The sequence below is a fragment of the Roseibium sp. genome (assembly GCF_039982295.1).
GTDB lineage: Bacteria > Pseudomonadota > Alphaproteobacteria > Rhizobiales > Stappiaceae > Roseibium.
In genome coordinates this window covers 118,991-138,807 of the sequence record NZ_JBDWYP010000003.1, presented here as the reverse complement: position 1 = coordinate 138,807, position 19,817 = coordinate 118,991, and the positions used below count along the sequence as shown (strand labels likewise).

The window sequence follows — 19,817 nt, the reverse complement described above, 5'->3', positions numbered from 1 at the left end:
TCTTCACGCAAAAACACGAAAAGAGGGGCGCAGCTTGCGCCCCTCCCCCCATCTTCTATCGACACGTGCTAGGTAAAGAGGCAGGCCATGGCTGATGCAGGCGCACCGGCAGTTTCACGGCAAGACAAGCCCGTAAAGAACTCCTGGTGGCACAAGAACCAGCAGACCATGACGCCCTGGCTGTTTCTGGCTCCCGGAATTCTGTTCTTCCTCTTTTACGTGATCTTTCCGATCTACCAGTCCTTCAGCCTGTCATTCTACTCTTGGGATGGGCTCGGCGAAGCAGAATATGTCGGCGTCTACAACTACGAAGAGCTTTATTGGGATGATGCATTCTACACATCCCTGCGCAACAATCTGATCTGGCTTGTGATGTACCTGCTCGCAATTCCAGCCGGATTGTTCATCGCACTTTTCCTCAATCAGACGGTTACCGGTATCCGGCTCTACAAATCCCTGTTCTTTTTTCCCTTTGTGATCAGCCAGGTCGTTGTTGGCCTGGTCTTTACCTGGTTCTACGACCCTACATTCGGCCTGCTCAACTACATGCTGGGAAGTGTCGGCATTCCGCCAATCAATGTTCTAGGCGACGAGAACTTTGTGACCTACGGCATCATCGTCGCCGGCCTTTGGCCGCAGACAGCCTATTGCATGATCCTTTATCTAACCGGCCTCAACGCTGTCGATCCGGAACAGATTGAAGCCGGACGACTGGATGGTGCCAAGGGTCTGCGCATGCTCTGGTACATCATCATCCCGCAGCTAAGGCCCGCGACCTTCATTGCTTTTGTAGTCACGATTATCGGCGCCTTGAGATCCTTCGACCTGATCTCGGTGATGACCAACGGCGGCCCATACGGCGAAAGCCGCGTGCTCAGCTTCTACATGTTCGAGGTCGCCCTCTCCGAATACGGTTTCCGAATGGGCTATGGCGCGTCGATCGCCGTCGTTCTGTTTCTCATCATGCTGGTTTTCATCGCCTACTTCCTGTGGTCGATGTACCAAGAAGAAAAGGCGCGCTGAGATGTTCCCGACCCCGATCGAGCGCACCTCACGCTCCTGGCAACTCTCCTATCAGACACTTTTGCCCCTCGCCCTGTTCCTGTGGCTTCTCCCACTGATCGCCGTCGCCATTTTCTCGTTCAAGCCCGCTTCCGATTTCGCCAATGCCAACTACTGGGGCTGGCCATCATCCTTTGAGGGCTTCACAAACTACGCGCTGGTCTTCACCGGATCGGACATGCCGCAATATCTGCTGAACTCGGTGCTTATTACGATCCCGACCGTCATTGGGGCCGTCGCACTTTCCTGCATGACCGGTTTCGCGCTTGGCGTTTACAAGTTTAAGGCCAACATCTGGATCTTCTTCATGTTCGTGGCCGGCAATTTCGTGCCGTTCCAGATCCTCATGGTCCCGGTTCGCGATCTCACACTTCAAATGGGTCTCTACAACACAATCACCGGTCTGGTGCTCTTTCACATCGCCTTTCAGACCGGTTTTTGCACACTGTTCATGCGCAATTTCATTCGGGCTCTGCCATTTGAATTGATCGAAGCCGCGCGCGTCGAGGGCGTCGCTGAGTGGCGGATCTTCTGGTACATCGTACTCCCGCTGATGAAGCCTGCCATCGCAGCACTATCTGTGCTGATTTTCACCTTCATCTGGAACGATTACTTCTGGGCAGTGGTACTTACACAGGGTGTTGAAAGTCAGCCAGTCACCGCGGGCATCACCTCCTTCAACGCACAGTACCGCGCTGCCTATCACCTGATGAGTGCAGGATCGATTGTCGCTGCGCTTCCGCCGGTGGCCATGTTCTTTCTGATGCAAAAGCATTTCATCGCAGGCCTCACGCTTGGAGCCGTGAAGTAATGCAGACTTGGCATTTGCGTGATCGCCGACAGAGTTTCGTCCTGGCATCGACCGACGACGCACTCCCCATAATTGTTTACTGGGGAGCTTCTCTAGGTTTGGGCGAGGACCTGGAAGAGCTCGCCTCAGCCCACCAGGGTGACGTTACCGGCGGAATGCTTGACGTTCTTCCTCCCTTGAGCGTGTCGCCTGAGAGTGCCTCAGGATTTGCCGGTCAGCCTGGCATCGAGGCTCGAACATCTGAGGGGCTTCAGGTCCTGCCGCAGTTCAGGTTTCAGAACGAGGTGACATCGACGGCATCCGATCTGCAGATTCTTTATCGCGATGATGCCAACGGCCTGACCCTCAAACTTGCTTTCCATCTGAACGAACAAACGTCGGTGATCACGGCGCATAGTGAGCTGGAATCTGACGAGGACATCGCCCTCAATTGGCTCGCCGCACCGGCATTTCCCTGTTCTGCGCGCACAGATCACATGCTCGAATTCTCCGGACGCTGGTGTTCGGAATTTCAGACCGAAAAGCTGCGTTTTGCGACAGGCGCCAGAGAAAGAACCAACCGCACGGGGCGAACCGACCACACTCATTTCCCCGGTCTGATCGTTCTTGAGGAAGGAACCCAAAACTCCTCGGGCGAGGCCTTTGGATTCCACTATGGCTGGTCTGGCGGCCATACAATGGTCGCAGAGGAACTCGCCGACGGACGTCGCCAGCTACAATTCGGCCACGCAAAGGGAACACAGAGCAAAGGCCGCAACTTCAGCTCTGCGCCACTCTATGCGACATTCTCGGCAAATGGCCTCAACCAGATTGCGGTTGCGTTTCAACAGCACGCCCGCAAGTGGATCGTTCCCAACACCAAGCTCCCCCGACCTGTTCATTATAACTGCTGGGAAGCAGTCTACTTTGACCACGACATCAACGAGCTGAAAGACATTGCGAGCCGTGCAGCCGCGCTCGGCGCAGAGCGCTTTGTACTCGATGATGGCTGGTTCGGAAAAAGAGATGACGACACCAGTTCTCTTGGGGACTGGCAGATTGATCCCCGAAAGTATCCAGATGGCCTGACACCGCTGGTTGCGCACGTCCGCTCTCTGGATATGGAGTTTGGCCTATGGTTCGAACCGGAAATGGTCAACGCAAACAGCGACCTCTTCCGCAAACACCCTGACTGGATCCTCGGCCCTGCTGACCAGCCACGCGGTCGGCAACAGCTCGTGCTGGATATTCGCAAGAAAGAGGTTGAGGATCACCTTTACAACGGCATTTCGGAAATTCTGGGCGCCAATGAAATCAGCTACGTGAAATGGGATCACAACCGCGTCTTGCCGATTGCCGACGCGGCCCAAACAGACGCTGTCTACCGCTTGTTTGACCGGCTCTGCGAAGCCTTTCCGCAAGTTGAGTTTGAAAGTTGCGCCTCCGGCGGCGGCCGAATTGATTTCGGGATCCTTCGACGCACTCAACGCGTATGGCTGTCTGACAGCAACGACGCGATTGAGCGCCAGAAAATTCAACATAACGCGGCATTGTTCCTGCCCGCGAGCATAACTGGCAGTCACGTAGGTCCGCACCGTTGCCACACCTCCGGTCGTACACTCGACATCAGGCTTCGGGCCTGGACTGCGGCCCAACGGCACATGGGCTTCGAATTGGACCCGAGAGAACTTACAGAAGAAGAAGCGGGCATCCTTGCCGAGACAACAAACTGGTGGAAGGACAATCGCGACTGGATGATGAACGCGGACATTCTGCGTCTGGACACATCGGATCCTGCCGAAATTGCCGAGCTTCACAGGTCTGCATCCAGAGACCGTTTTGTCGTTTTCTCGGCGCTTCTGAGCCCTTCTGACCAGATAGTGCCCCACCCCTTGAGACTAACGGGTTTGGACGCTGATGTTCGTTACTGCGTAAGTTTAAAAAACCGTGCAGACGTCGCCGTGCTGTCCCGTGGTGACTGCGCGCTGAAGACTGTCGACCTGACCCTTTCCGGGCAGTATCTCATGCAACATGGGCTTAACCTTCCCTGGAGGTTCCCGGAAAGCATGTGGGTCGTTGAAGGACAGCGGCTATGACAATGACCTACTCAATTTATCCTATAAGGACGGACAACTATGCCCGCGACATTTCCTGACCTGAAGAACGCATCTGTTTTCATCACCGGTGGCGGGTCTGGCATCGGCGCCGCATTGACTGGTGGCTTTCTAGCTCAAGGTGCCAAAGTCGCCTTTGTGCAGCGATCGGACGCAACTGCATTCTGCGACGACATGGAGAAGGTTCATGGCAACCGGCCACTTTTTATTCCGTGCGACATCTCGGATATTCCCGCGCTGAAGGCAGCAATGGACACGGCTGCCGCGCAGCATGGCCCAATTACCGTATTGGTAAACAACGCCGCCAATGATCAAAGGCATACGACCGAGGAAGTCACAGAGGAATATTGGGACTGGTGCCAATCCATCAATTTGAAACCCTACTTCTTCGCCTGTCAACACGCAGTGTCCGGGATGCGAACTGCCGGGGGTGGCTCGATCATCAATTTTTCCTCAATCTCTTACATGATGGGAAATGCCGGCTACCCTGGATACACAACCGCAAATTCCGGCATCAACGGAATGAGCAGAAGCCTCGCGCGCGAATTCGGTCCCGAGAAGATCCGCGTAAACGCGTTGGCTCCCGGCTGGGTCCTGACGCAAAAGCAAAAGGACAAATGGGTTACACCTGAAGCTCTGAGCGCTCATCTGGACCGGCAATGCCTGAAGGACGAAATTGCGCCAGAAGACATTGTAGACCCCGTGCTTTTTCTAGCGTCCAGTTCCAGCCGCATGATGACCGGTCAGGCCCTTGTGGTTGACGGCGGCGTCGTGGTGACCGGATGAACCAGGCCAGTCAAATTGATTGGATTGCCGTCGACTGGGGCACGACAAATCTACGTGTTTGGCTGATGAGCTCAGCCAACGAAGTCCTGGCGCAATACCAATCTGCAAAAGGCATGGGAACTCTTGCAAAGGAACAGTTCGAACCAGCTCTCCTTCAGCTGATTGAACAGGACCTGGATCCCGACAAGAAGACCGATGTCGTGGTCTGCGGCATGGCCGGCTCAAGGCAGGGTTGGGCTGAAGCGCCGTACCTGACAACCCCTTGCCCACCTCCTTCCGTCAATCAGGCGACACATGTAGCGGGAACCGATCCGAGATTATCGGTCTACCTTCTGCCCGGAGTGAAACAGACCGACCCTGAAGACGTCATGCGCGGAGAAGAAACGCAAATTGCCGGCTTTCTCAGCGATACTCCTTCCTACAACGGCATGGTCTGCCTCCCGGGAACTCATACGAAATGGGCTTCCATTAGCCATGGTGAGATACGTTCTTTTCAAACGTTCATGACCGGCGAACTTTTCAGTTTGTTGTCGCAAAAATCGGTTTTAAGGCACGGCATAGAGGCCGGCGAACTTGATCTGAAAGAATTCAGGCAAGCTCTACATCAAATTGCCGAAGAGCCGAGTTCCCTGGCAGCTGTGCTGTTTGGCATTCGGGCGAAGGGCCTCATTGCCGATCTTTCACCAACGCAAGCCTTCAGTCGCCTATCGGGTCTTTTGGTCGGAGCAGAGCTTGCAGCACTCGGCCTTGGCGCCAAGACGGCAGGCCCGGTTGTCATCCTGGGTGAGGACCGTATTGCCCAGGCCTATAAGGTCGGTCTGGACGCCTTGGGACTTTCAGGCACATGTGTCTCTGCAGAGAGGGTAACCATGCGCGGTTTGATCCTCGCCCATGCCTCGTTTAAGGAAGCCGCACAATGACTCGTCCTCTTATTGCCATTCTGCGCGGCATCACACCGGCGGACGCGCTGAGCATCACGGAAGCCTTGATCACCGAAGGCATCACTCAGATCGAAGTGCCGTTGAACTCTCCAGATCCTCTGGATAGCATTGCTCTGATGTCCAGGGAGTTTGGCCAAACCGCGAAGATTGGTGCCGGCACGGTTCTGAGCCCGGAGGCTGTTCAGCAAGTCCGTGACGCGGCAGGAACACTGATCGTGTCACCCGATTGCAATCCAGAGGTTATACGCGCCACGAAGAAAGCAGGAATGGCCTCTTTTCCCGGAGTCATGACACCGAGCGAGTGTTTTACGGCGCTTCGCAATGGTGCGGACGGATTAAAGCTCTTCCCTGCCAGCCTGATCGGCCCGTCTGGTCTGAAGGCCATGCGTGCCGTCCTGCCCAAAGACACAGAGACCTATGCCGTCGGCGGCGCAGGTCCGGACAATTTCAAGGATTGGATTGCCGCAGGCATCACTGGCTTCGGGATAGGCACGGCGCTCTACGCACCAGGCTTTTCCAAGTCCGAGGTCACAGCCCGCGCGCAAGCCATTGTCACCGCCTACGACAAAGGCCGAGAACAAAGCACATGACCGAAATCTTCGACACCCGCGTTTGCAAACTTGGTGAAGGACCGCTCTGGCATCCTGAGCGCGCACAACTCTTCTGGTTCGACATTCTGGGAAACCGCATGCTTTCCCGCAAGAACGGCCAGGATCAAGAGTGGCACTTTGAGGAAAATGTTTCTGCATCGGGATGGATCGATGAAGACCGTCTGCTGATCGCCAGCGAGACCAAACTGTTCGAGTTCAACCTGACGACTGAAAGTTCTCAGGTGCTCTGTGCGCTTGAAGCGGACGATCCTGCAACCCGGTCCAACGATGGCCGAACGGATCCCTATGGTGGCTTCTGGATCGGCACAATGGACAAGAACGCGGAACCCGGCAGTGGTGCAATTTACCGCTTCTACCGAGGGGAGCTTCGCAAACTTTTTCCCGACATCACGATCCCAAACGCGATCTGCTTCGCCCCCGACGGATCACGGGCCTACTTTGCCGATACCGCGGTCCAAACCATTTGGCAGATCGGGATGGACCAATCGGGATGGCCTTCTGGAGAACCCGAAGTTTTCCTGGACCTCTCTGGCGAGGACATCAATCCTGATGGCGCAGTCATCGATACTGCGGGGAACCTGTGGAACGCTCAATGGGGCGCGCACAGGGTGGCCTGCTACGACCCACAGGGAAATTTCCTTGAGGCAATAAAGTTCGAGGCAGAACAGATCTCGTGCCCCGCATTCGGTGGCGCCGATCTAACGACCCTCTTCGCCACGTCGGCGGCGATCGGCTTGTCCGGAAACGTCGAAGGCAAAACCTATCTGTCCCAGACAAGCGCCCGGGGCCAAAAAGAACATCGCGTCACGCTTTGAGATCAAGTCCCATGAAACGCACGCTAGGCACCTGCTACTATCCGGAACACTGGCCGGAGGAAATCTGGGAGGCTGATGCCCGACGCATGGCGCAAGTCGGGTTGACTTGGGTACGGATTGGCGAGTTCGCCTGGAGTCGCATTGAACCGGAGCCCGGAAATCTCAACTGGGATTGGCTCGATCGCGCCATCGAGATTTTGGCGAGCGCTGGCCTCAAGGTCGTTCTTGGCACGCCGACTGCGACACCACCCCGCTGGATGCTTCATCGTCATCCGGACATGCTCGCAGTTGATGCTCATGGCAATCCACGCAAGTTCGGCTCACGACGTCATTATTGCTTTTCGCACGAAGGCTACGCTCACGAGTGCGACCGGATCGTGCAGCTGATGGCTGAGCGCTATGGCAACAACCCTCATGTCGGCGCCTGGCAAACCGACAATGAGTACAGCTGCCACGACACAACCCTGTCTTATTCCCAGGCTGCGAGCGAGGCCTTCCGCACATGGCTGAAAGAGCGATATGGCTCAGCAGACGCCCTCAACCGCGCCTGGGGCAATGTGTTCTGGTCGATGGACTATGAAAGCTTCGAAGACATTGACCTTCCGAACCTGACTGTCACGGAAGCGAACCCCGCGCACGTGCTCGCATTCCGCCGTTTCAGCTCCGATCAGGTGGTTCGTTTCAATCGTCGACAAGCCGAAATCCTGCGGAAGCACTCCAGCGCGCCCATCAGCCACAACTTCATGGGTCGTACGACCGATTTCGACCACTTCAAGGTCGGTGACGATCTCGAGATAGCAACCTGGGACAGCTACCCGATGGGCTTTCTCGAAGACCGAGTTGAGGCCAACGCAGAGCACAAGCGCAACTATGCGCGACAAGGTGATCCCGACTTTCAGGCATTTCATCACGACCTCTATCGTGCTGTGGGCAAGGGACGCTGGTGGGTCATGGAGCAACAGCCAGGTCCCGTGAATTGGGCGCCCTACAATCCCGCCCCACTCCCGGGCATGGTTCGTTTATGGACCTGGGAAGCCTTTGCGCATGGTGCAGAAGCTGTTTGTTACTTTCGCTGGCGACAGGCGCCTTTCGCCCAGGAGCAAATGCATGCAGGGCTTCTGAGGCCAGACAGCGCGGCAGCTCCAGGTCTCGAAGAAACAATACAGGTTGCTCGGGAGATAGCAGATGCCCCAGACGCGTCGGCCCCATCAGCACAGGTCGGACTGATTTTCGACTACGACGCCGACTTCGCCTGGACCACCCAACCACATGGCGAAGGCTCAAGCTACTTCCAGCTTGTCTTCGACACCTACCGGGCGCTGCGCAAACTGGGACTTTCAATCGACATACTGCCGCCAACGGCCAGGGATTTTTCAGACTACAAACTTGTGACCGCCCCGGGGCTTATGCATATACCCGAGGCGTTGAAACGGGCGTTGTGTGAAACAGACGCAACAGTTGTTCTTGGACCAAGGGCCGGCGCACGAGGCCCGGAGATGGAAATACCCGTGCCGCTACCTCCTGACCTTCCCGGGCTGGACGTTACAGTCTCGCGGGTCGAGAGCATCCGTCCTGACATGCCCATGGCCCTGAGCGGGGACGGCAACGTCGTCGGCTATCGAGAAGAACTGGAAACCTCTGCAGACAAAATACTGCAGCTCAAGGATGGGCCTCCCGTTGCTGTGGCAAATGGCAATCTGGTCTACATGGCCGGGTGGGGCGACCAGACTGCACTCAATCAGCTGTTTTCAAGCCTCTGCAACACGCTTGAGATCAAGACGGAGCTCTTGCCGGAAGGGGTTCGTATTCGCGACACCGCGACCGAGCGTTTCTGGTTCAACTATCGCGCCGAGCCAGTTGAAACACCTGTTGGCGTCATCCCCGCTGCGGATCTGCTGCGACAGGCGCTTTAACTTTCAAACCGGCGGTAGTAGATCCCAGCGGCAGCAATTGCATGTCAGACGTCGTCTAAAACGACCAGCTCGTCAAGATACGGGTTTTGTTCCCTGCTGTGCTCGTAGGCCTGAGGCTTGATGTCCGCGAAGAGAAGCCCTGCTTTCATTGACGCACTGGCAAGCAGCGCTCCATCGGGCGCTGCAACGCAAGAGCAGCCCTGATAGGCAAAGTTCTGATCAGCTCCGCAATGGTTCGCGTAGGCAATGAAAATCTGATTTTCGAATGCCCTTACAGGTACAACAGAACCTGCAATGAAAGAACCTGCCGAGCTCTTCGGGAGTGCCGTTGGAACCAAAACAAGATCGGCACCCCTCATGACAAGGTCGCGGGTCCGTTCGGGAAACTCGACATCAAAGCAGACGAGAAATCCGAGCTTGAGCCCCTCGAATTCAACAATCGCCGAGGCCGCTTCACCAGGTCGGAACAAACCCTTTTCATAGTCGCCGTAAAGTTGGATCTTTGAATATCCGGTTCTCGATCCATCCGGAGCAAGGAAGACTGCCTCATTGAAAATGTGATCGCCCTCCTTGAGCGCGATGCCGACAACCATTGCCAACCCAAGCTTTTGAGCGAGATCGCTCAACCGCACGAGCACCGGACTGTCATTCATGCCCTCAGCCGTTGAAGCGATCAGCGCACCCGCGCCATAGCCAGTAACGGCAAGTTCAGGAAAGACAAGAATGCGCGCGCCTTCCTCGGCGGCTGCGCCTGCAGAGCGTTCGAGCTCGGAAAGACGCTCTTCCTGGTCGCTGATCGCTGCATCCATCTGGCAAACGGCGATCTTCATGTCTTGTCGCCTTCGCTCCAGGCCCCAAGCAGCTTGGGCAAATCTCCAAACCGCGCAACGAGGCCAAAGACACAGACGGCGACCAGAACAAAGAAAAGCGAAACAGCCGCCATCGTCGGCGTATAGCCGTACCGGAGCGCGTTGAAAATCTTGATGGGGATCGTCTCAAGGGTGAAGCCTACAGTCATATAGGCGACGATGTATTCATTCAGAGACAGAACGAAGGCAAACGCAAAGCCTGAAATGACATAGGGCCGGATCATCGGAAATATGATCGTCCGGGCGAGCGTCCGGTCATCGGCTCCCATGGTCATTCCCGCTTCAATGATTTCGCGGTCAACTGTCGCGAAGCCAAGCGTAATGGTCACAAGGGGCAAGCTGACGAAGAAAATGCCGTGGCTAATCACAACGGTCCAGGGCTGACCATAGTAGCCAGTAGTCGCCCAGAAACTCAGCGCTCCAAGAGCCGTGATCACCGGCGGCAAAATGAACGGTGCAAACCCGAGAACCTCCACGACCCGCGCCCATGGAGCCACCCTGCGCCACAAAAACCATGCCAAAGGCAAGGCAATCGCGACACTGATCGAGGCGGCGATCAAGGCAACAGAGACTGAGTGAAACAGCGCGGAACGCCAGCCTTCATCCGAGAAGACCTGCCAATACCAGTCGAGCGAAAATCCCTTTGGGGGGAAGGAAAGCGTTTTCTTTTCATTGAAGGCGACGCCCCCGATCACCACAATCGGCAGAATGAGGAACATAGCCAGGCAGGTACAGAAGGTCCGGGATAACCAGGTGAGATTCATGACCCACCTCCCCTGCGATTGATCTGACCAGAGATCGCAACGAGCACGAGACTTGCAAAGACGAGGAACACAGCCATGGCCGCTGCAAATGGCATGTTCGATTGGTAGATAGCCTGGTCAGTCACCAGAACAGACAGCGTCCAGTGCTGCGGCCTTCCAAGAAGCTGCGGCAGAAGATAGGCGCCGAGGGCAAAGATGAAAACGATGATGAATGTCGCCAGCAAGGTTTTGCGCATGGCCGGCAGAACCACGTTTAAAAAGCCGCGCACAGGCGACGCACCCAACGTTCGGGCAGCCTCCATGAGAGACGGATCCAGACGGGAGAAAGCCGGGTAAAGCACCAGAACCGTATAAGGAAATGCCTGATACACAAGGCCGGTCAAAACGGCCGCAAAGCTCGGCGTCCAGGCCACCGGCTTGTCCATCAGACCAAGCCAGACAAACAGATTGGAAAGGCCAGCCGTGCGGCTGAGCAATGTCGACCAGGCAAATCCGATGATAACTTCAGAAAGAGACAGCACACCAAGGAGCCCAATCAGCCAAATCACCTGTGCTCGCCGGGACTGGCGCGTCAGGCGGTAGGTGAAGGGCACACCAAGGCAAAGGCAGCAAATCGACACGAGAGCTGCAAGGCAGAGAGAAAATACAAGCATCTCTCCAAAGAACGGCGAAAGAAAACGTGCGTAATTGGCGAGCGTGAATGACGGCTCGTAAAAGCCGCCTTGAACCCGCTTGAAGAAGGACACCATCACCATCAAACCGAAGGGAATGACGAAAAAGATCCCAAGCATCAGTGTAGGAAAGGCGATCGGCAAATAGTCAGTCAGTTTCTGCGGAGCTGCGCGGCGCATCGCCTAAGCCTCCTGTTTGTCGAAGACGACACAGGCTTCGGCTGGAATGGTCACCGACACCTCATCGCCAATCCGGCAGTCAGGGTGCGCTTTCGGACTTGTAGATGCAATGATCCGTTCCGATCCTGCAGTTAGGTGGAACTCGACGCTCGCCCCCATTTCGCGCACGAAGCTGACCGTCGCCCTGATTGAACCGGCATCTCGTGGCCCGACAACAACATCCTCCGGACGAACCGAAACCTGCCGCGTTTCGCCCAGAGGCAGATCCAGACCAGAGATCAACCCTGCAGAACAGTCTGCACCACCCTGCACGCCTCGAAACGTCAGAAGGTTGGCCTGCCCAAGGAAGTCGGCGACGAATGGATTGGCCGGCTTTCGGTACATATCGATCGGAGGTGCCATTTGCTGGATACGCCCCGCGGACATGACCACGATCTCATCCGACATGCTCATTGCTTCGCGCTGATCATGGGTCACCACGATGGTGGTGATGCCTAGCCTCTGCTGCAGTTGCCGCAGTTCAACCTGCATTGCCTCGCGCAACTTTGCATCCAGCGCAGAGAGCGGTTCATCCAAAAGGAAAAGCCTGGGTGAAACAGCCAGCGCGCGGGCAATCGCCACTCTTTGACGCTGTCCACCCGATAGTTGTGTAATCGAGCGATCCGTAACACCCGGCAGCTGAACCATGTCCAGCAACTCACTCACACGGGCACCAATCTCGGCCTTGCTGCGCCCACGTATCGCCAATGGATAGGCAATATTCTCGCCAACCGAAAGATGAGGAAACAGGGCAAGGGATTGAAACACCATGCCGAGATCGCGCTTGTGCGCGGGTACGTCGTTGAGACGCTCGCCATTCAGGACAATCTCGCCCGAAGTCGGGTCTTCAAGACCAGCGATCATGCGCATCAAGGTCGTCTTGCCGCATCCAGAGGGCCCCAACAAACAGACGAAGGTTCCCTCAGGCACGGTCAGGGATACGCCATCGACGGCAGACACTGATCCGAAACGCTTGCAGACATCGGTAAGTGCGAGACCAGCCATGTGAGATTTCCAAACTTTCAGAACCAAGACAAATCCGGCCGCGTAGCCGCGGCCGGATCAAGTTTTACGTTAGCCGACAATCAGCTCAGTCCACTTCTGGTTAAGCCAATCAGCCTTGGACGTATAAAGATCGTAGCGAGGAATGATCGGATCGATCGATGAAGAGACAGACGCGAACTCCTCATCAGTCAGCGCAAGGACATCCCGCTTGAGCGTCGGAGCTGTACCAACCTTGAGCGACATCAGAGATTGCATTTCCGGGCGCGTCATGAAGTCAATGAAGGCATGCGCCTCATCGGCCTTGTCGGACGCACGTGACAGGGCCCAACATCCGCTATCGAGAATACCGCCTTCTTTGGGGAAGGTGGAGCGTACCGGGAAGCCGTCGGCTGCGGCCAGACCGGTCACATCGTGATAGTATTGGCCCATCGGTATCTCGCCGGACTTGAGAGCCTGCTCGAACTGGGCTTCGTCGCGATACCAAAGCTGAACGTTCGGCTTCAGTTCGGCGAGCTTGTCCATGACCTTCAGGATGCCTTCCTCGGTGTCGAGGATACCGGTGCCGCCGAAGAAGGTCTTGGCCGTGACTTCAAGCAGGAAGGAATTGGACACCAACGCAAGAAGGCCGAGTTTGCCTTCATTGCCAGGATCCCACATGAACGCCCAGCTTTCCGGCGCTTCCGGATAGGCTTCTGTGTTGGAGACAAGGTTGACATACCAGGCAACAGCGCCGACGCCAGCAACCCGGCCGTCCGGATACTTGTTGAGGAACTGCGGCAGCACGTCACCGGCATTGGTGATCTTGGACATGTCAATCGGCGCCCAGAGCTCGGTCGACTGGCCCTTGAGCATTGCAACCTGGGACATCATGGAAAGATCGGCCGGGGCAGCACCGGCACGCGCCGCCTGCTCCAGCTGCACAAGCCAGGCTTCGCCGGTAGGCTCAGCAACGGATTCGACCGCAATACCGGTTTCCTCGGTGAACTTCGGAAAGATGTGCTTGTCAAAGCTGTCCTTGAAGTAGCCGCCGTAGACGCCAACTTTGAGCGAGCTTTCCTGAGCCCGCAGGACGGACGGCATCGCCAGCATCGAAACACCAGCGGACGAAGCGGCCAGGAAGGACCGCCGAGAGAATGTTGAACGAATATCTTTAGTCATGTCAGTTCCCCTATTGTCATGGCGGGCGATCCCAAAAACTGCCGCCAGTATTAAATTCGGCATCTGTCTCTTGTCGAACAGATCTGCCGATCAGTTTCCTCCGGCCTCGGGACGTAACCCTGGGCTGAAAACCATCAACGAAAGGATTTCGAACAGCATTTGGGCGCCGGCATGCGCAGTGTTCGTGGTGCTGTCGTATTGTGGCGCGACTTCTACAACATCGCCGCCAACCAGATTGACACCCTTGAGCGCCCTGAGAATTTCCTGGGCTTCACGTGTGGTCAGGCCGCCGATCTCAGGCGTCCCCGTTCCCGGTGCGTAGGCCGGGTCAAGACTATCGATGTCAAAGGAAAGATAGACCGGACCATCACCAACCTTGGCGCGCGCCATCTCGGCAATTCGAGCACATCCAAGTTCAGAGATCTTTTCTGCGTGAATGACATCCATGCCCGATGCCTTCGAGAATTCCCAAAGGTACTCCGAAGACCCCCGAATACCGATCTGAATGGTTCGATCTGGATCAAGCACTCCATCAAGTACCGCTTGGCGGAAAGGGCCGCCATGATGAAAGCGGCTGCCATCGAAAGGTCCTGCAGTGTCGCAGTGTGCATCGATATGGATCATGCCGACAGGCTGGTTTTGAGCAACCGCGCGCAAGATCGGGAGCGTCATTGAATGGTCGCCGCCAACGGACAAGGGAACAACACCTGCGGCAACGATTTTCGCCACCACCGCCTCAATGTCTTCATGCGACTGTTCAAGATCAAACCGGCTACGGAAGGGCACATCGCCCACATCCGCTACGTTCAAATCCCGGGCAGGCATACAGTCCAGAACATGGTTATAGGGCCCCACCCGCTCGATCGTCCGCAGCGCACGTGGCCCAAAACGGCATCCGTTTCGATTGGTGATGCCGAGATCCATTGGCACACCGATCAGGGCGACGTCGAGATCAGAGAAATCCGGCGCAGACCAATCCATGGGTCGATAAGCGACGTCAAGGAACGTCGGAATACCTGCGTAAGGAGCAACCCTCGTCCCCTTCTCATCGAATAGTTTCGACACAACCTTTTGAAAGGACGGATCATAGATCGCAGTCTCATTCTGGCCGCCGAATTTCTCGCGCAGTGCATCCAGTTTAGGCTTGTTCATTCTTTTTCCTCCACACGTCCGCTCCTGCAAAAGGAGCCGCTGCAGTCAGTGCGTCAAAGCGTTGTCCAAGGTCAGCAATTGCCTCGACACCGACATTGGCAAAGGCAACCCGCAGGTGTCGTTCCTGCCCGGGGCCAAAGTAACCGCCTGGCAACGCCAGAACGCCACATTGGCGCGCGAGCGCTTCGGCAACTTGCGTCGACGCAACGCCTTCAAAGGGATGGCGGACATAGGCAAAATAGGCGCCGATCTGATCGATCTCCCAGCCATCTGCGCAGCGCATCGTCTCGGCAAACGCCCCAATGCGCTGCTGGATCGTCTCAAGGGCTCCAGACCGCCACTGGCGCAGATTTTCGATCGCCCAAGGCAAAGCCATCTGGGCAGCACGCGCTGGACAGATCTGCACGCAGTCCAAGATTTTGCCGACCTGACTAATGACCGCCTCGCCCGCCACGATCGCGCCAAGCCGATGCCCCGGAATCGCGTAGGCTTTTGAGAAACTGTAGAGGCTAATCACCGTTTCCTGCCAATTTTCAGACGTGAAAAGCCGGTGAGGCGGCATGTCTTTCGAAATGAAATCGCGGTAGGTTTCATCGACTACCAGCCAGATACCCCTGTCGGCGCAGAGCTTTTGGAAGGCACCAACCACACCAGCCGGATACATTGCGCCGGTCGGATTATTTGGTGTTACCAGGACAATTGCCCTGACTTTCTCGTCGATGAGATCAGCCGCCGCCACAGGGTCGGGCACGAAACCTGCCTCATGGGACAGAGGCAACGGCCGTGCCTCGATGCCCAGCATGTCCAGGGTCATTTTGTGATTGAAGTACCACGGCGCAGGAAGCAGGATCGCCTCGTCGCTTTTTGCAAGCGCCATCATCGTCACAAAGAAAGCCTGATTGCAGCCTGCGGTGATTGCCGTGTTTCCGCCCCCCAAGTCAGCGCCATAAATTGACGAAACGTCGCGTGCGTAGGCCGACCGCAGAGACATGTCACCAAAGATATCACCGTAGCGCGTCGCTTCGGGTGACCGCGCAGCATCCGAAATACGGTCCAGAAACGCCTGGGGAGGTGGGTCGCCCGGCACAGCCTGGCTCAAGCTGACGATCGGCCCCAAACTGCCATCGTAGCCATTGAGCCAACCCTGCGCCTCCGGAATGGGGGGCGTGGCGGTATCCAATAGATTGGAGTTGAGACTGTTCATTCGGCTCTGGACGTCTTCGCAGTTAAACATCGGTCGGCGTATTGCTGGTGCCGTGCAACGCTTGCCGTCGCCCAATCGCTAGGCATGCGCATTTCCACGCCATAAGACCCAAATCACTTAGCTTGAAAAATAGCGTTCTATCAAACATAACATTTGGAATTATCCATATAAGAGGTTCATATATGCGCCCTTCTGGTAGCGATCTTAGACTTTTGCAGGTGTTTGACGCAGTCGTTCGAAACGGCGGTTTTTCAGCTGCTGAAGTTGAATTGAATCTCAGCCAGTCCACCATCAGCAATCACATGACAGCGCTTGAACAGCGACTGGGTGTTACCCTTTGTCAAAGAGGGCGGCGCGGCTTCCGGTTGACAGAGCAGGGTCAGCGCGTTCACGAAGCGGCTTGCCGTCTGGAGTCTTCACTTCTCGACTTTTCCGCGGATGTTGGCGCGCTCAGGGGAAAGCTTGCCGGCGAACTTCGGCTCGGCATTCTCGACGCCATCGCGGAAGATCCCGGAAACAGATTACCTGAAGCCTTGGCACTGTTCAAAAGCCTCGCGCCTGAGGTCAAAATCCTGATCGCTCAGGAACGCCCACAAGACCTGCAGCAAAAAATTCTGGACGGCACCTATCACTGCGGAATCGGCGTCTCGATTGCGGCCGTAGACGGCGTCGAGGAAATGCCTTTGCATGAAGAAGCCCACGGACTCTATTGCGGAAAAAGCCACCCTCTTTTTCAAGTGCCGGATGACCAGATCACAAACGAAACAATCCACGCCATGCCCTTCGTTCAACGCGGCTATTGGCGCAAGGAAGACAAGCAGCAACATGGACCAGGGCGAATTGAAGCGACCGTTTTCCAGATTGAGCCGCAACTTCTGCTCATTCGCTCGGGCGCATACCTCGGGTTTCTGCCGCACCACTACGCATCAAAATGGTGCGAGGCCGGCAAGCTAAGGCATCTCGTACCAGATGATTTCGGCTACACGTGCCGCTTCTTTCTCATGACGGCCAAAGACGCCCGAAGAACGCAGGTCGTCTCGACCTTTCTGGAAACCGTCGAGAAAACCTGGCTCTTGCAGGACAAGGAGACGTGCTGAGTACATGTCTCCTTTCTGGTCACGCCCCCATACGTTCGATGATCACCGCAATGCCCTGTCCACCACCGATACACATGGTGGCCAACCCATAGCGACCTCCTGTGCGACGCAGCTCATAAGCAAGCTTCACGAGAATGATTGCCCCGGAGGCTCCGACCGGATGGCCCAGCGCAACTGCCCCGCCATTCGGATTTACCTTTTCAGCAGGTAGCCCCAATTCCTGAGATACGGCGCAAGCTTGCGCCGCGAAGGCTTCGTTGGACTCGATGATGTCGAGATCACTCACTGATAGACCAGCCCGCCTCAGCGCCTGTCGTGTCGCCGGGATCGGGCCTAAACCCATGACTTCTGGCGCAACCCCACCAAGTCCATAAGAAACAATTCGCGCCAACGGCTGAGCGCCACGATCTTGTGCCACGTCCTCGTCCATCAGCACAACTGCGGCGGCACCATCGTTGATGCCGCTGGCATTGCCGGCGGTCACAGTTCCATCCCTACGAAATGCCGGACGGAGCTTGGCCATATCTTCGATCGAGACGCCTTCGCGCACATGTTCGTCTGTGTCGAATACCACCTCGGAGCGCCCCCTGCGGACAGTGATCGGCAGAATCTGATCCTTGAAATGGCCTTGCGCAATCGCTGCTGCAGCGCGTCGATGGGACTCGACCGCGAAAGCGTCTTGAACAGCCCGGTCGATCTCGTCGCGCGCTGCAATATTTTCAGCGGTGATACCCATATGGCCATTGCCGAAGGGATCATTCAGCGCGCCGATCATCATGTCGACAGCTGTCACGTCTCCCATTTTCTGTCCGAAACGGCTCGCGCTGACCAATTGCCCGGAGCGGCTCATGTTTTCGGCCCCGCCCGCCAAAACAATTTCTGAATTTCCAAGCAGGATCTGCTCCGCGGCTGAAACGACCGCTTGCAGACCGGATCCACACAGGCGGTTCAGTGTCAGCGCCGGCGATGTCTCGGGAACACCGGCACGGATCGCAACGACCCGACTGAGGTACATGTCTTCGGGTGCGGTATGGATCACATTTCCGAAAACGGATTGCCCCACATCCGCTCCCTCGCACCCGGCCCTGGATATGGCCTCGCGAGCGACAGCCGCCCCCAACTCACAAGGCGACACACTTGCCAGAGACCCGCCGAAGTCACCAATTGCAGTGCGAACGCCGGATGCGATCACGACATTTCTCGACATGTGAAAATCCTCATCTGGAAGCCAGCTTGCCCAAGACGGGCAAACTTCTTGATCGGTAAAATCAAGTATATGAGGTAATTTTGCAAAACAGGCCTGTTCATTCCAGACCTGACGCAACGCGAATTAGACCAAAGTTGAAGAGCCCCGGAAAAGTCGGCGTACCTGCTAGGAACAGGGCCTACCGGTTGGCGCGAGAGCCTCGACCAAAGGACGGCAATTTCACATGGAGATCGACACGGTTAGCGAGAAGCCAGCCCCATACATGATCCAACAAGGCGATCGTATCAAGAGACACCGCCTTAAGCCGCCAAAGTAGCAAACCGGATAGTCAGCTGTTTACGAGTTCCAGCTTCTTGTTTGAGGATGTCTTCATCTCTTTAATGGGTGCCCATGCGACAGGCGCGACCTTCTTGCCATCCGCTAGCTTCGGAGCACCTTGAGTTGGCTGTCCAGCCTTGAGCATGTAACCGATGTAACGCGTAGATTCGACCGGATCGTAGCCGAGACGAATTCTCAGCTTCTTGCGAAGTTTTGAGATATGGCTCTCAACGACGCATTCGTCGACTTCTTCATTCATGACGCCATACACAGCGTTGAAAAGCTGGCTCTTGGTCACCCTGCGTCCCGTGTTACGAACGAGGTATTCCAGAATTCTGCGCTCTCTGCGAGGCAGCATCATATCCTCACCACCAACGATCGGATCACGGCCATCGAAGAAGACCTGAATAGGCCCGCTTTCGACTTTTTCGTCTTCAGCGAGTGTCCGCCTGCGAATTGCCCCGACACGTGCCAGTATTTCCTTGACGTGCACCGGCTTGCGCAGGACATCATCGACACCAGCTGTGAAAAAATCGAGTGTGGTTTCGAGGCTGGGTTTATCTTCCAAAACAATGATCGGAGTGTCCGCACATCTGTTGCGAATGAGGCCAGGAAAGGTTCCCCGCGCCTCGCCAGCCCCAATCAGAAACCCCTCAACGGCCTCCAGATCGCTGCCAGGCGCGACCGCCAGCCAATCATCCAATTCCTCTGCGTGAAGTTCAAGCGTAGCAAAACCTTCCCGCTCAAACGCAGAGGCGTATCCTGATGTAACTATTTCCCGCTCATCAACTAAAACAAACACGGTGCCCACTCCAGAATTTTCCCGATGTAATTACTACTAATTGGCAGAATTACGGCCGTCAACACTCGGAAACAGGTCAGAAACAGTTATCGATAATCATCAAATACAAGAGATTTACACAAAAAGTCAGATACGCATAAAATCAACAGGTTTATTTTCGATATATTACGAAACAAATAAATCTAAAATTTGAAATCATTTCATAAGTATTATTATAAACTGAAAAACTACATACAACATACTGACGATCACGCAATATGACAATTCGAATTTTCTGAATATCTTCGCACGCAGAACAGCCAACCCGCTTGGCGGATTG

Annotated in this window: 18 protein-coding genes; 9 read left to right on the top strand and 9 right to left on the bottom strand. The window is 55.8% G+C overall.

Annotated features, from left to right (window positions below; genetic code table 11):
• The first annotated feature begins 87 nt into the window (after window positions 1-87).
• The 8 genes from ABJZ52_RS00755 to ABJZ52_RS00720 are packed head-to-tail and all read left to right on the top strand — an operon-like array spanning window position 88 to window position 9,032.
• Window positions 88-1,023, top strand: a complete 936-nt coding sequence (locus ABJZ52_RS00755) for a sugar ABC transporter permease (protein WP_348186682.1) — start codon at window positions 88-90, stop codon at window positions 1,021-1,023.
• 1 nt (window position 1,024) lies between these two features.
• Entirely contained in the window at window positions 1,025-1,873 is an 849-nt protein-coding gene (locus ABJZ52_RS00750; RefSeq protein WP_348186684.1) for a carbohydrate ABC transporter permease, read from the top strand.
• On the top strand, window positions 1,873-3,948 hold the full coding sequence (locus tag ABJZ52_RS00745) for an alpha-galactosidase (RefSeq protein WP_348200146.1): 2,076 nt from the start codon (window positions 1,873-1,875) through the stop codon (window positions 3,946-3,948). Before ABJZ52_RS00750 ends, ABJZ52_RS00745 begins: the two co-directional genes overlap by 1 nt.
• Before the next feature lie 39 nt (window positions 3,949-3,987).
• Entirely contained in the window at window positions 3,988-4,752 is a 765-nt protein-coding gene (locus ABJZ52_RS00740; protein ID WP_348187321.1) for an SDR family oxidoreductase, read from the top strand.
• Window positions 4,749-5,672, top strand: coding sequence for a 2-dehydro-3-deoxygalactonokinase (locus ABJZ52_RS00735; RefSeq protein ID WP_348187319.1), 924 nt, complete (start codon window positions 4,749-4,751; stop codon window positions 5,670-5,672). Before ABJZ52_RS00740 ends, ABJZ52_RS00735 begins: the two co-directional genes overlap by 4 nt.
• Complete coding sequence (locus ABJZ52_RS00730; protein ID WP_348187317.1) at window positions 5,669-6,283, top strand: 2-dehydro-3-deoxy-6-phosphogalactonate aldolase; 615 nt, start codon at window positions 5,669-5,671, stop codon at window positions 6,281-6,283. Before ABJZ52_RS00735 ends, ABJZ52_RS00730 begins: the two co-directional genes overlap by 4 nt.
• Entirely contained in the window at window positions 6,280-7,119 is an 840-nt protein-coding gene (locus tag ABJZ52_RS00725; RefSeq protein ID WP_348187315.1) for an SMP-30/gluconolactonase/LRE family protein, read from the top strand. Before ABJZ52_RS00730 ends, ABJZ52_RS00725 begins: the two co-directional genes overlap by 4 nt.
• A gap of 11 nt (window positions 7,120-7,130) precedes the next feature.
• On the top strand, window positions 7,131-9,032 hold the full coding sequence (locus ABJZ52_RS00720) for a beta-galactosidase (protein ID WP_348187313.1): 1,902 nt from the start codon (window positions 7,131-7,133) through the stop codon (window positions 9,030-9,032).
• A 44-nt stretch (window positions 9,033-9,076) separates the two neighbouring features.
• Here ABJZ52_RS00720 and ABJZ52_RS00715 read toward each other — a convergent pair whose 3' ends face one another.
• From ABJZ52_RS00715 to ABJZ52_RS00685, 7 genes are all read right to left on the bottom strand, one after another.
• Entirely contained in the window at window positions 9,077-9,862 is a 786-nt protein-coding gene (locus ABJZ52_RS00715; RefSeq protein WP_348187311.1) for a carbon-nitrogen hydrolase family protein, read from the bottom strand.
• On the bottom strand, window positions 9,859-10,665 hold the full coding sequence (locus ABJZ52_RS00710) for an ABC transporter permease (protein WP_348187309.1): 807 nt from the start codon (window positions 10,663-10,665) through the stop codon (window positions 9,859-9,861). Before ABJZ52_RS00710 ends, ABJZ52_RS00715 begins: the two co-directional genes overlap by 4 nt.
• A complete protein-coding gene (locus tag ABJZ52_RS00705) occupies window positions 10,662-11,516 on the bottom strand; it encodes an ABC transporter permease (protein ID WP_348187307.1) in 855 nt (284 codons plus the stop codon). Before ABJZ52_RS00705 ends, ABJZ52_RS00710 begins: the two co-directional genes overlap by 4 nt.
• A 3-nt stretch (window positions 11,517-11,519) precedes the next feature.
• Complete coding sequence (locus tag ABJZ52_RS00700) at window positions 11,520-12,560, bottom strand: ABC transporter ATP-binding protein (protein ID WP_348187305.1); 1,041 nt, start codon at window positions 12,558-12,560, stop codon at window positions 11,520-11,522.
• Between the two features lie 69 nt (window positions 12,561-12,629).
• Window positions 12,630-13,718, bottom strand: coding sequence for an extracellular solute-binding protein (locus ABJZ52_RS00695; protein ID WP_348187303.1), 1,089 nt, complete (start codon window positions 13,716-13,718; stop codon window positions 12,630-12,632).
• A 90-nt stretch (window positions 13,719-13,808) separates the two neighbouring features.
• Window positions 13,809-14,870, bottom strand: a complete 1,062-nt coding sequence (gene speB / locus ABJZ52_RS00690; RefSeq protein WP_348187301.1) for an agmatinase — start codon at window positions 14,868-14,870, stop codon at window positions 13,809-13,811.
• Window positions 14,857-16,074: an aminotransferase gene (locus ABJZ52_RS00685; protein WP_348187300.1), complete on the bottom strand. Its 1,218-nt coding sequence runs from the start codon at window positions 16,072-16,074 to the stop codon at window positions 14,857-14,859. The genes speB and ABJZ52_RS00685 overlap by 14 nt, the downstream gene beginning before the upstream one ends.
• A gap of 182 nt (window positions 16,075-16,256) precedes the next feature.
• Between ABJZ52_RS00685 and ABJZ52_RS00680 the strand changes: the two genes are divergently transcribed.
• The gene (locus ABJZ52_RS00680; RefSeq protein WP_348187299.1) at window positions 16,257-17,171 is read left to right on the top strand and encodes a LysR family transcriptional regulator; all 915 of its coding nucleotides are present in this window, start codon (window positions 16,257-16,259) and stop codon (window positions 17,169-17,171) included.
• Window positions 17,172-17,190: 19 nt separating this feature from the next.
• Here the strand turns inward: ABJZ52_RS00680 and bktB are convergent, their stop codons facing one another.
• The gene (gene bktB / locus ABJZ52_RS00675) at window positions 17,191-18,378 is read right to left on the bottom strand and encodes a beta-ketothiolase BktB (RefSeq protein WP_348187297.1); all 1,188 of its coding nucleotides are present in this window, start codon (window positions 18,376-18,378) and stop codon (window positions 17,191-17,193) included.
• Window positions 18,379-18,706: 328 nt separating this feature from the next.
• The gene (locus ABJZ52_RS00670) at window positions 18,707-19,498 is read right to left on the bottom strand and encodes a response regulator transcription factor (protein ID WP_348187295.1); all 792 of its coding nucleotides are present in this window, start codon (window positions 19,496-19,498) and stop codon (window positions 18,707-18,709) included.
• Window positions 19,499-19,817 lie beyond the last annotated feature (319 nt).

What these genes read in the sequence shown, in the direction of transcription:
- ABJZ52_RS00755 (WP_348186682.1), top strand. Translation starts at nt 88, where the DNA reads ATGGCTGATGCAGGCGCACCGGCAGTTTCACGGCAAGACAAGCCCGTA.
- ABJZ52_RS00750 (WP_348186684.1), top strand. Translation starts at nt 1,025, where the DNA reads ATGTTCCCGACCCCGATCGAGCGCACCTCACGCTCCTGGCAACTCTCC.
- ABJZ52_RS00745 (WP_348200146.1), top strand. Translation starts at nt 1,873, where the DNA reads ATGCAGACTTGGCATTTGCGTGATCGCCGACAGAGTTTCGTCCTGGCA.
- ABJZ52_RS00740 (WP_348187321.1), top strand. Translation starts at nt 3,988, where the DNA reads ATGCCCGCGACATTTCCTGACCTGAAGAACGCATCTGTTTTCATCACC.
- ABJZ52_RS00735 (WP_348187319.1), top strand. Translation starts at nt 4,749, where the DNA reads ATGAACCAGGCCAGTCAAATTGATTGGATTGCCGTCGACTGGGGCACG.
- ABJZ52_RS00730 (WP_348187317.1), top strand. Translation starts at nt 5,669, where the DNA reads ATGACTCGTCCTCTTATTGCCATTCTGCGCGGCATCACACCGGCGGAC.
- ABJZ52_RS00725 (WP_348187315.1), top strand. Translation starts at nt 6,280, where the DNA reads ATGACCGAAATCTTCGACACCCGCGTTTGCAAACTTGGTGAAGGACCG.
- ABJZ52_RS00720 (WP_348187313.1), top strand. Translation starts at nt 7,131, where the DNA reads ATGAAACGCACGCTAGGCACCTGCTACTATCCGGAACACTGGCCGGAG.
- ABJZ52_RS00715 (WP_348187311.1), bottom strand. Translation starts at nt 9,862, where the DNA reads ATGAAGATCGCCGTTTGCCAGATGGATGCAGCGATCAGCGACCAGGAA.
- ABJZ52_RS00710 (WP_348187309.1), bottom strand. Translation starts at nt 10,665, where the DNA reads ATGAATCTCACCTGGTTATCCCGGACCTTCTGTACCTGCCTGGCTATG.
- ABJZ52_RS00705 (WP_348187307.1), bottom strand. Translation starts at nt 11,516, where the DNA reads ATGCGCCGCGCAGCTCCGCAGAAACTGACTGACTATTTGCCGATCGCC.
- ABJZ52_RS00700 (WP_348187305.1), bottom strand. Translation starts at nt 12,560, where the DNA reads ATGGCTGGTCTCGCACTTACCGATGTCTGCAAGCGTTTCGGATCAGTG.
- ABJZ52_RS00695 (WP_348187303.1), bottom strand. Translation starts at nt 13,718, where the DNA reads ATGACTAAAGATATTCGTTCAACATTCTCTCGGCGGTCCTTCCTGGCC.
- speB (WP_348187301.1), bottom strand. Translation starts at nt 14,870, where the DNA reads ATGAACAAGCCTAAACTGGATGCACTGCGCGAGAAATTCGGCGGCCAG.
- ABJZ52_RS00685 (WP_348187300.1), bottom strand. Translation starts at nt 16,074, where the DNA reads ATGAACAGTCTCAACTCCAATCTATTGGATACCGCCACGCCCCCCATT.
- ABJZ52_RS00680 (WP_348187299.1), top strand. Translation starts at nt 16,257, where the DNA reads ATGCGCCCTTCTGGTAGCGATCTTAGACTTTTGCAGGTGTTTGACGCA.
- bktB (WP_348187297.1), bottom strand. Translation starts at nt 18,378, where the DNA reads ATGTCGAGAAATGTCGTGATCGCATCCGGCGTTCGCACTGCAATTGGT.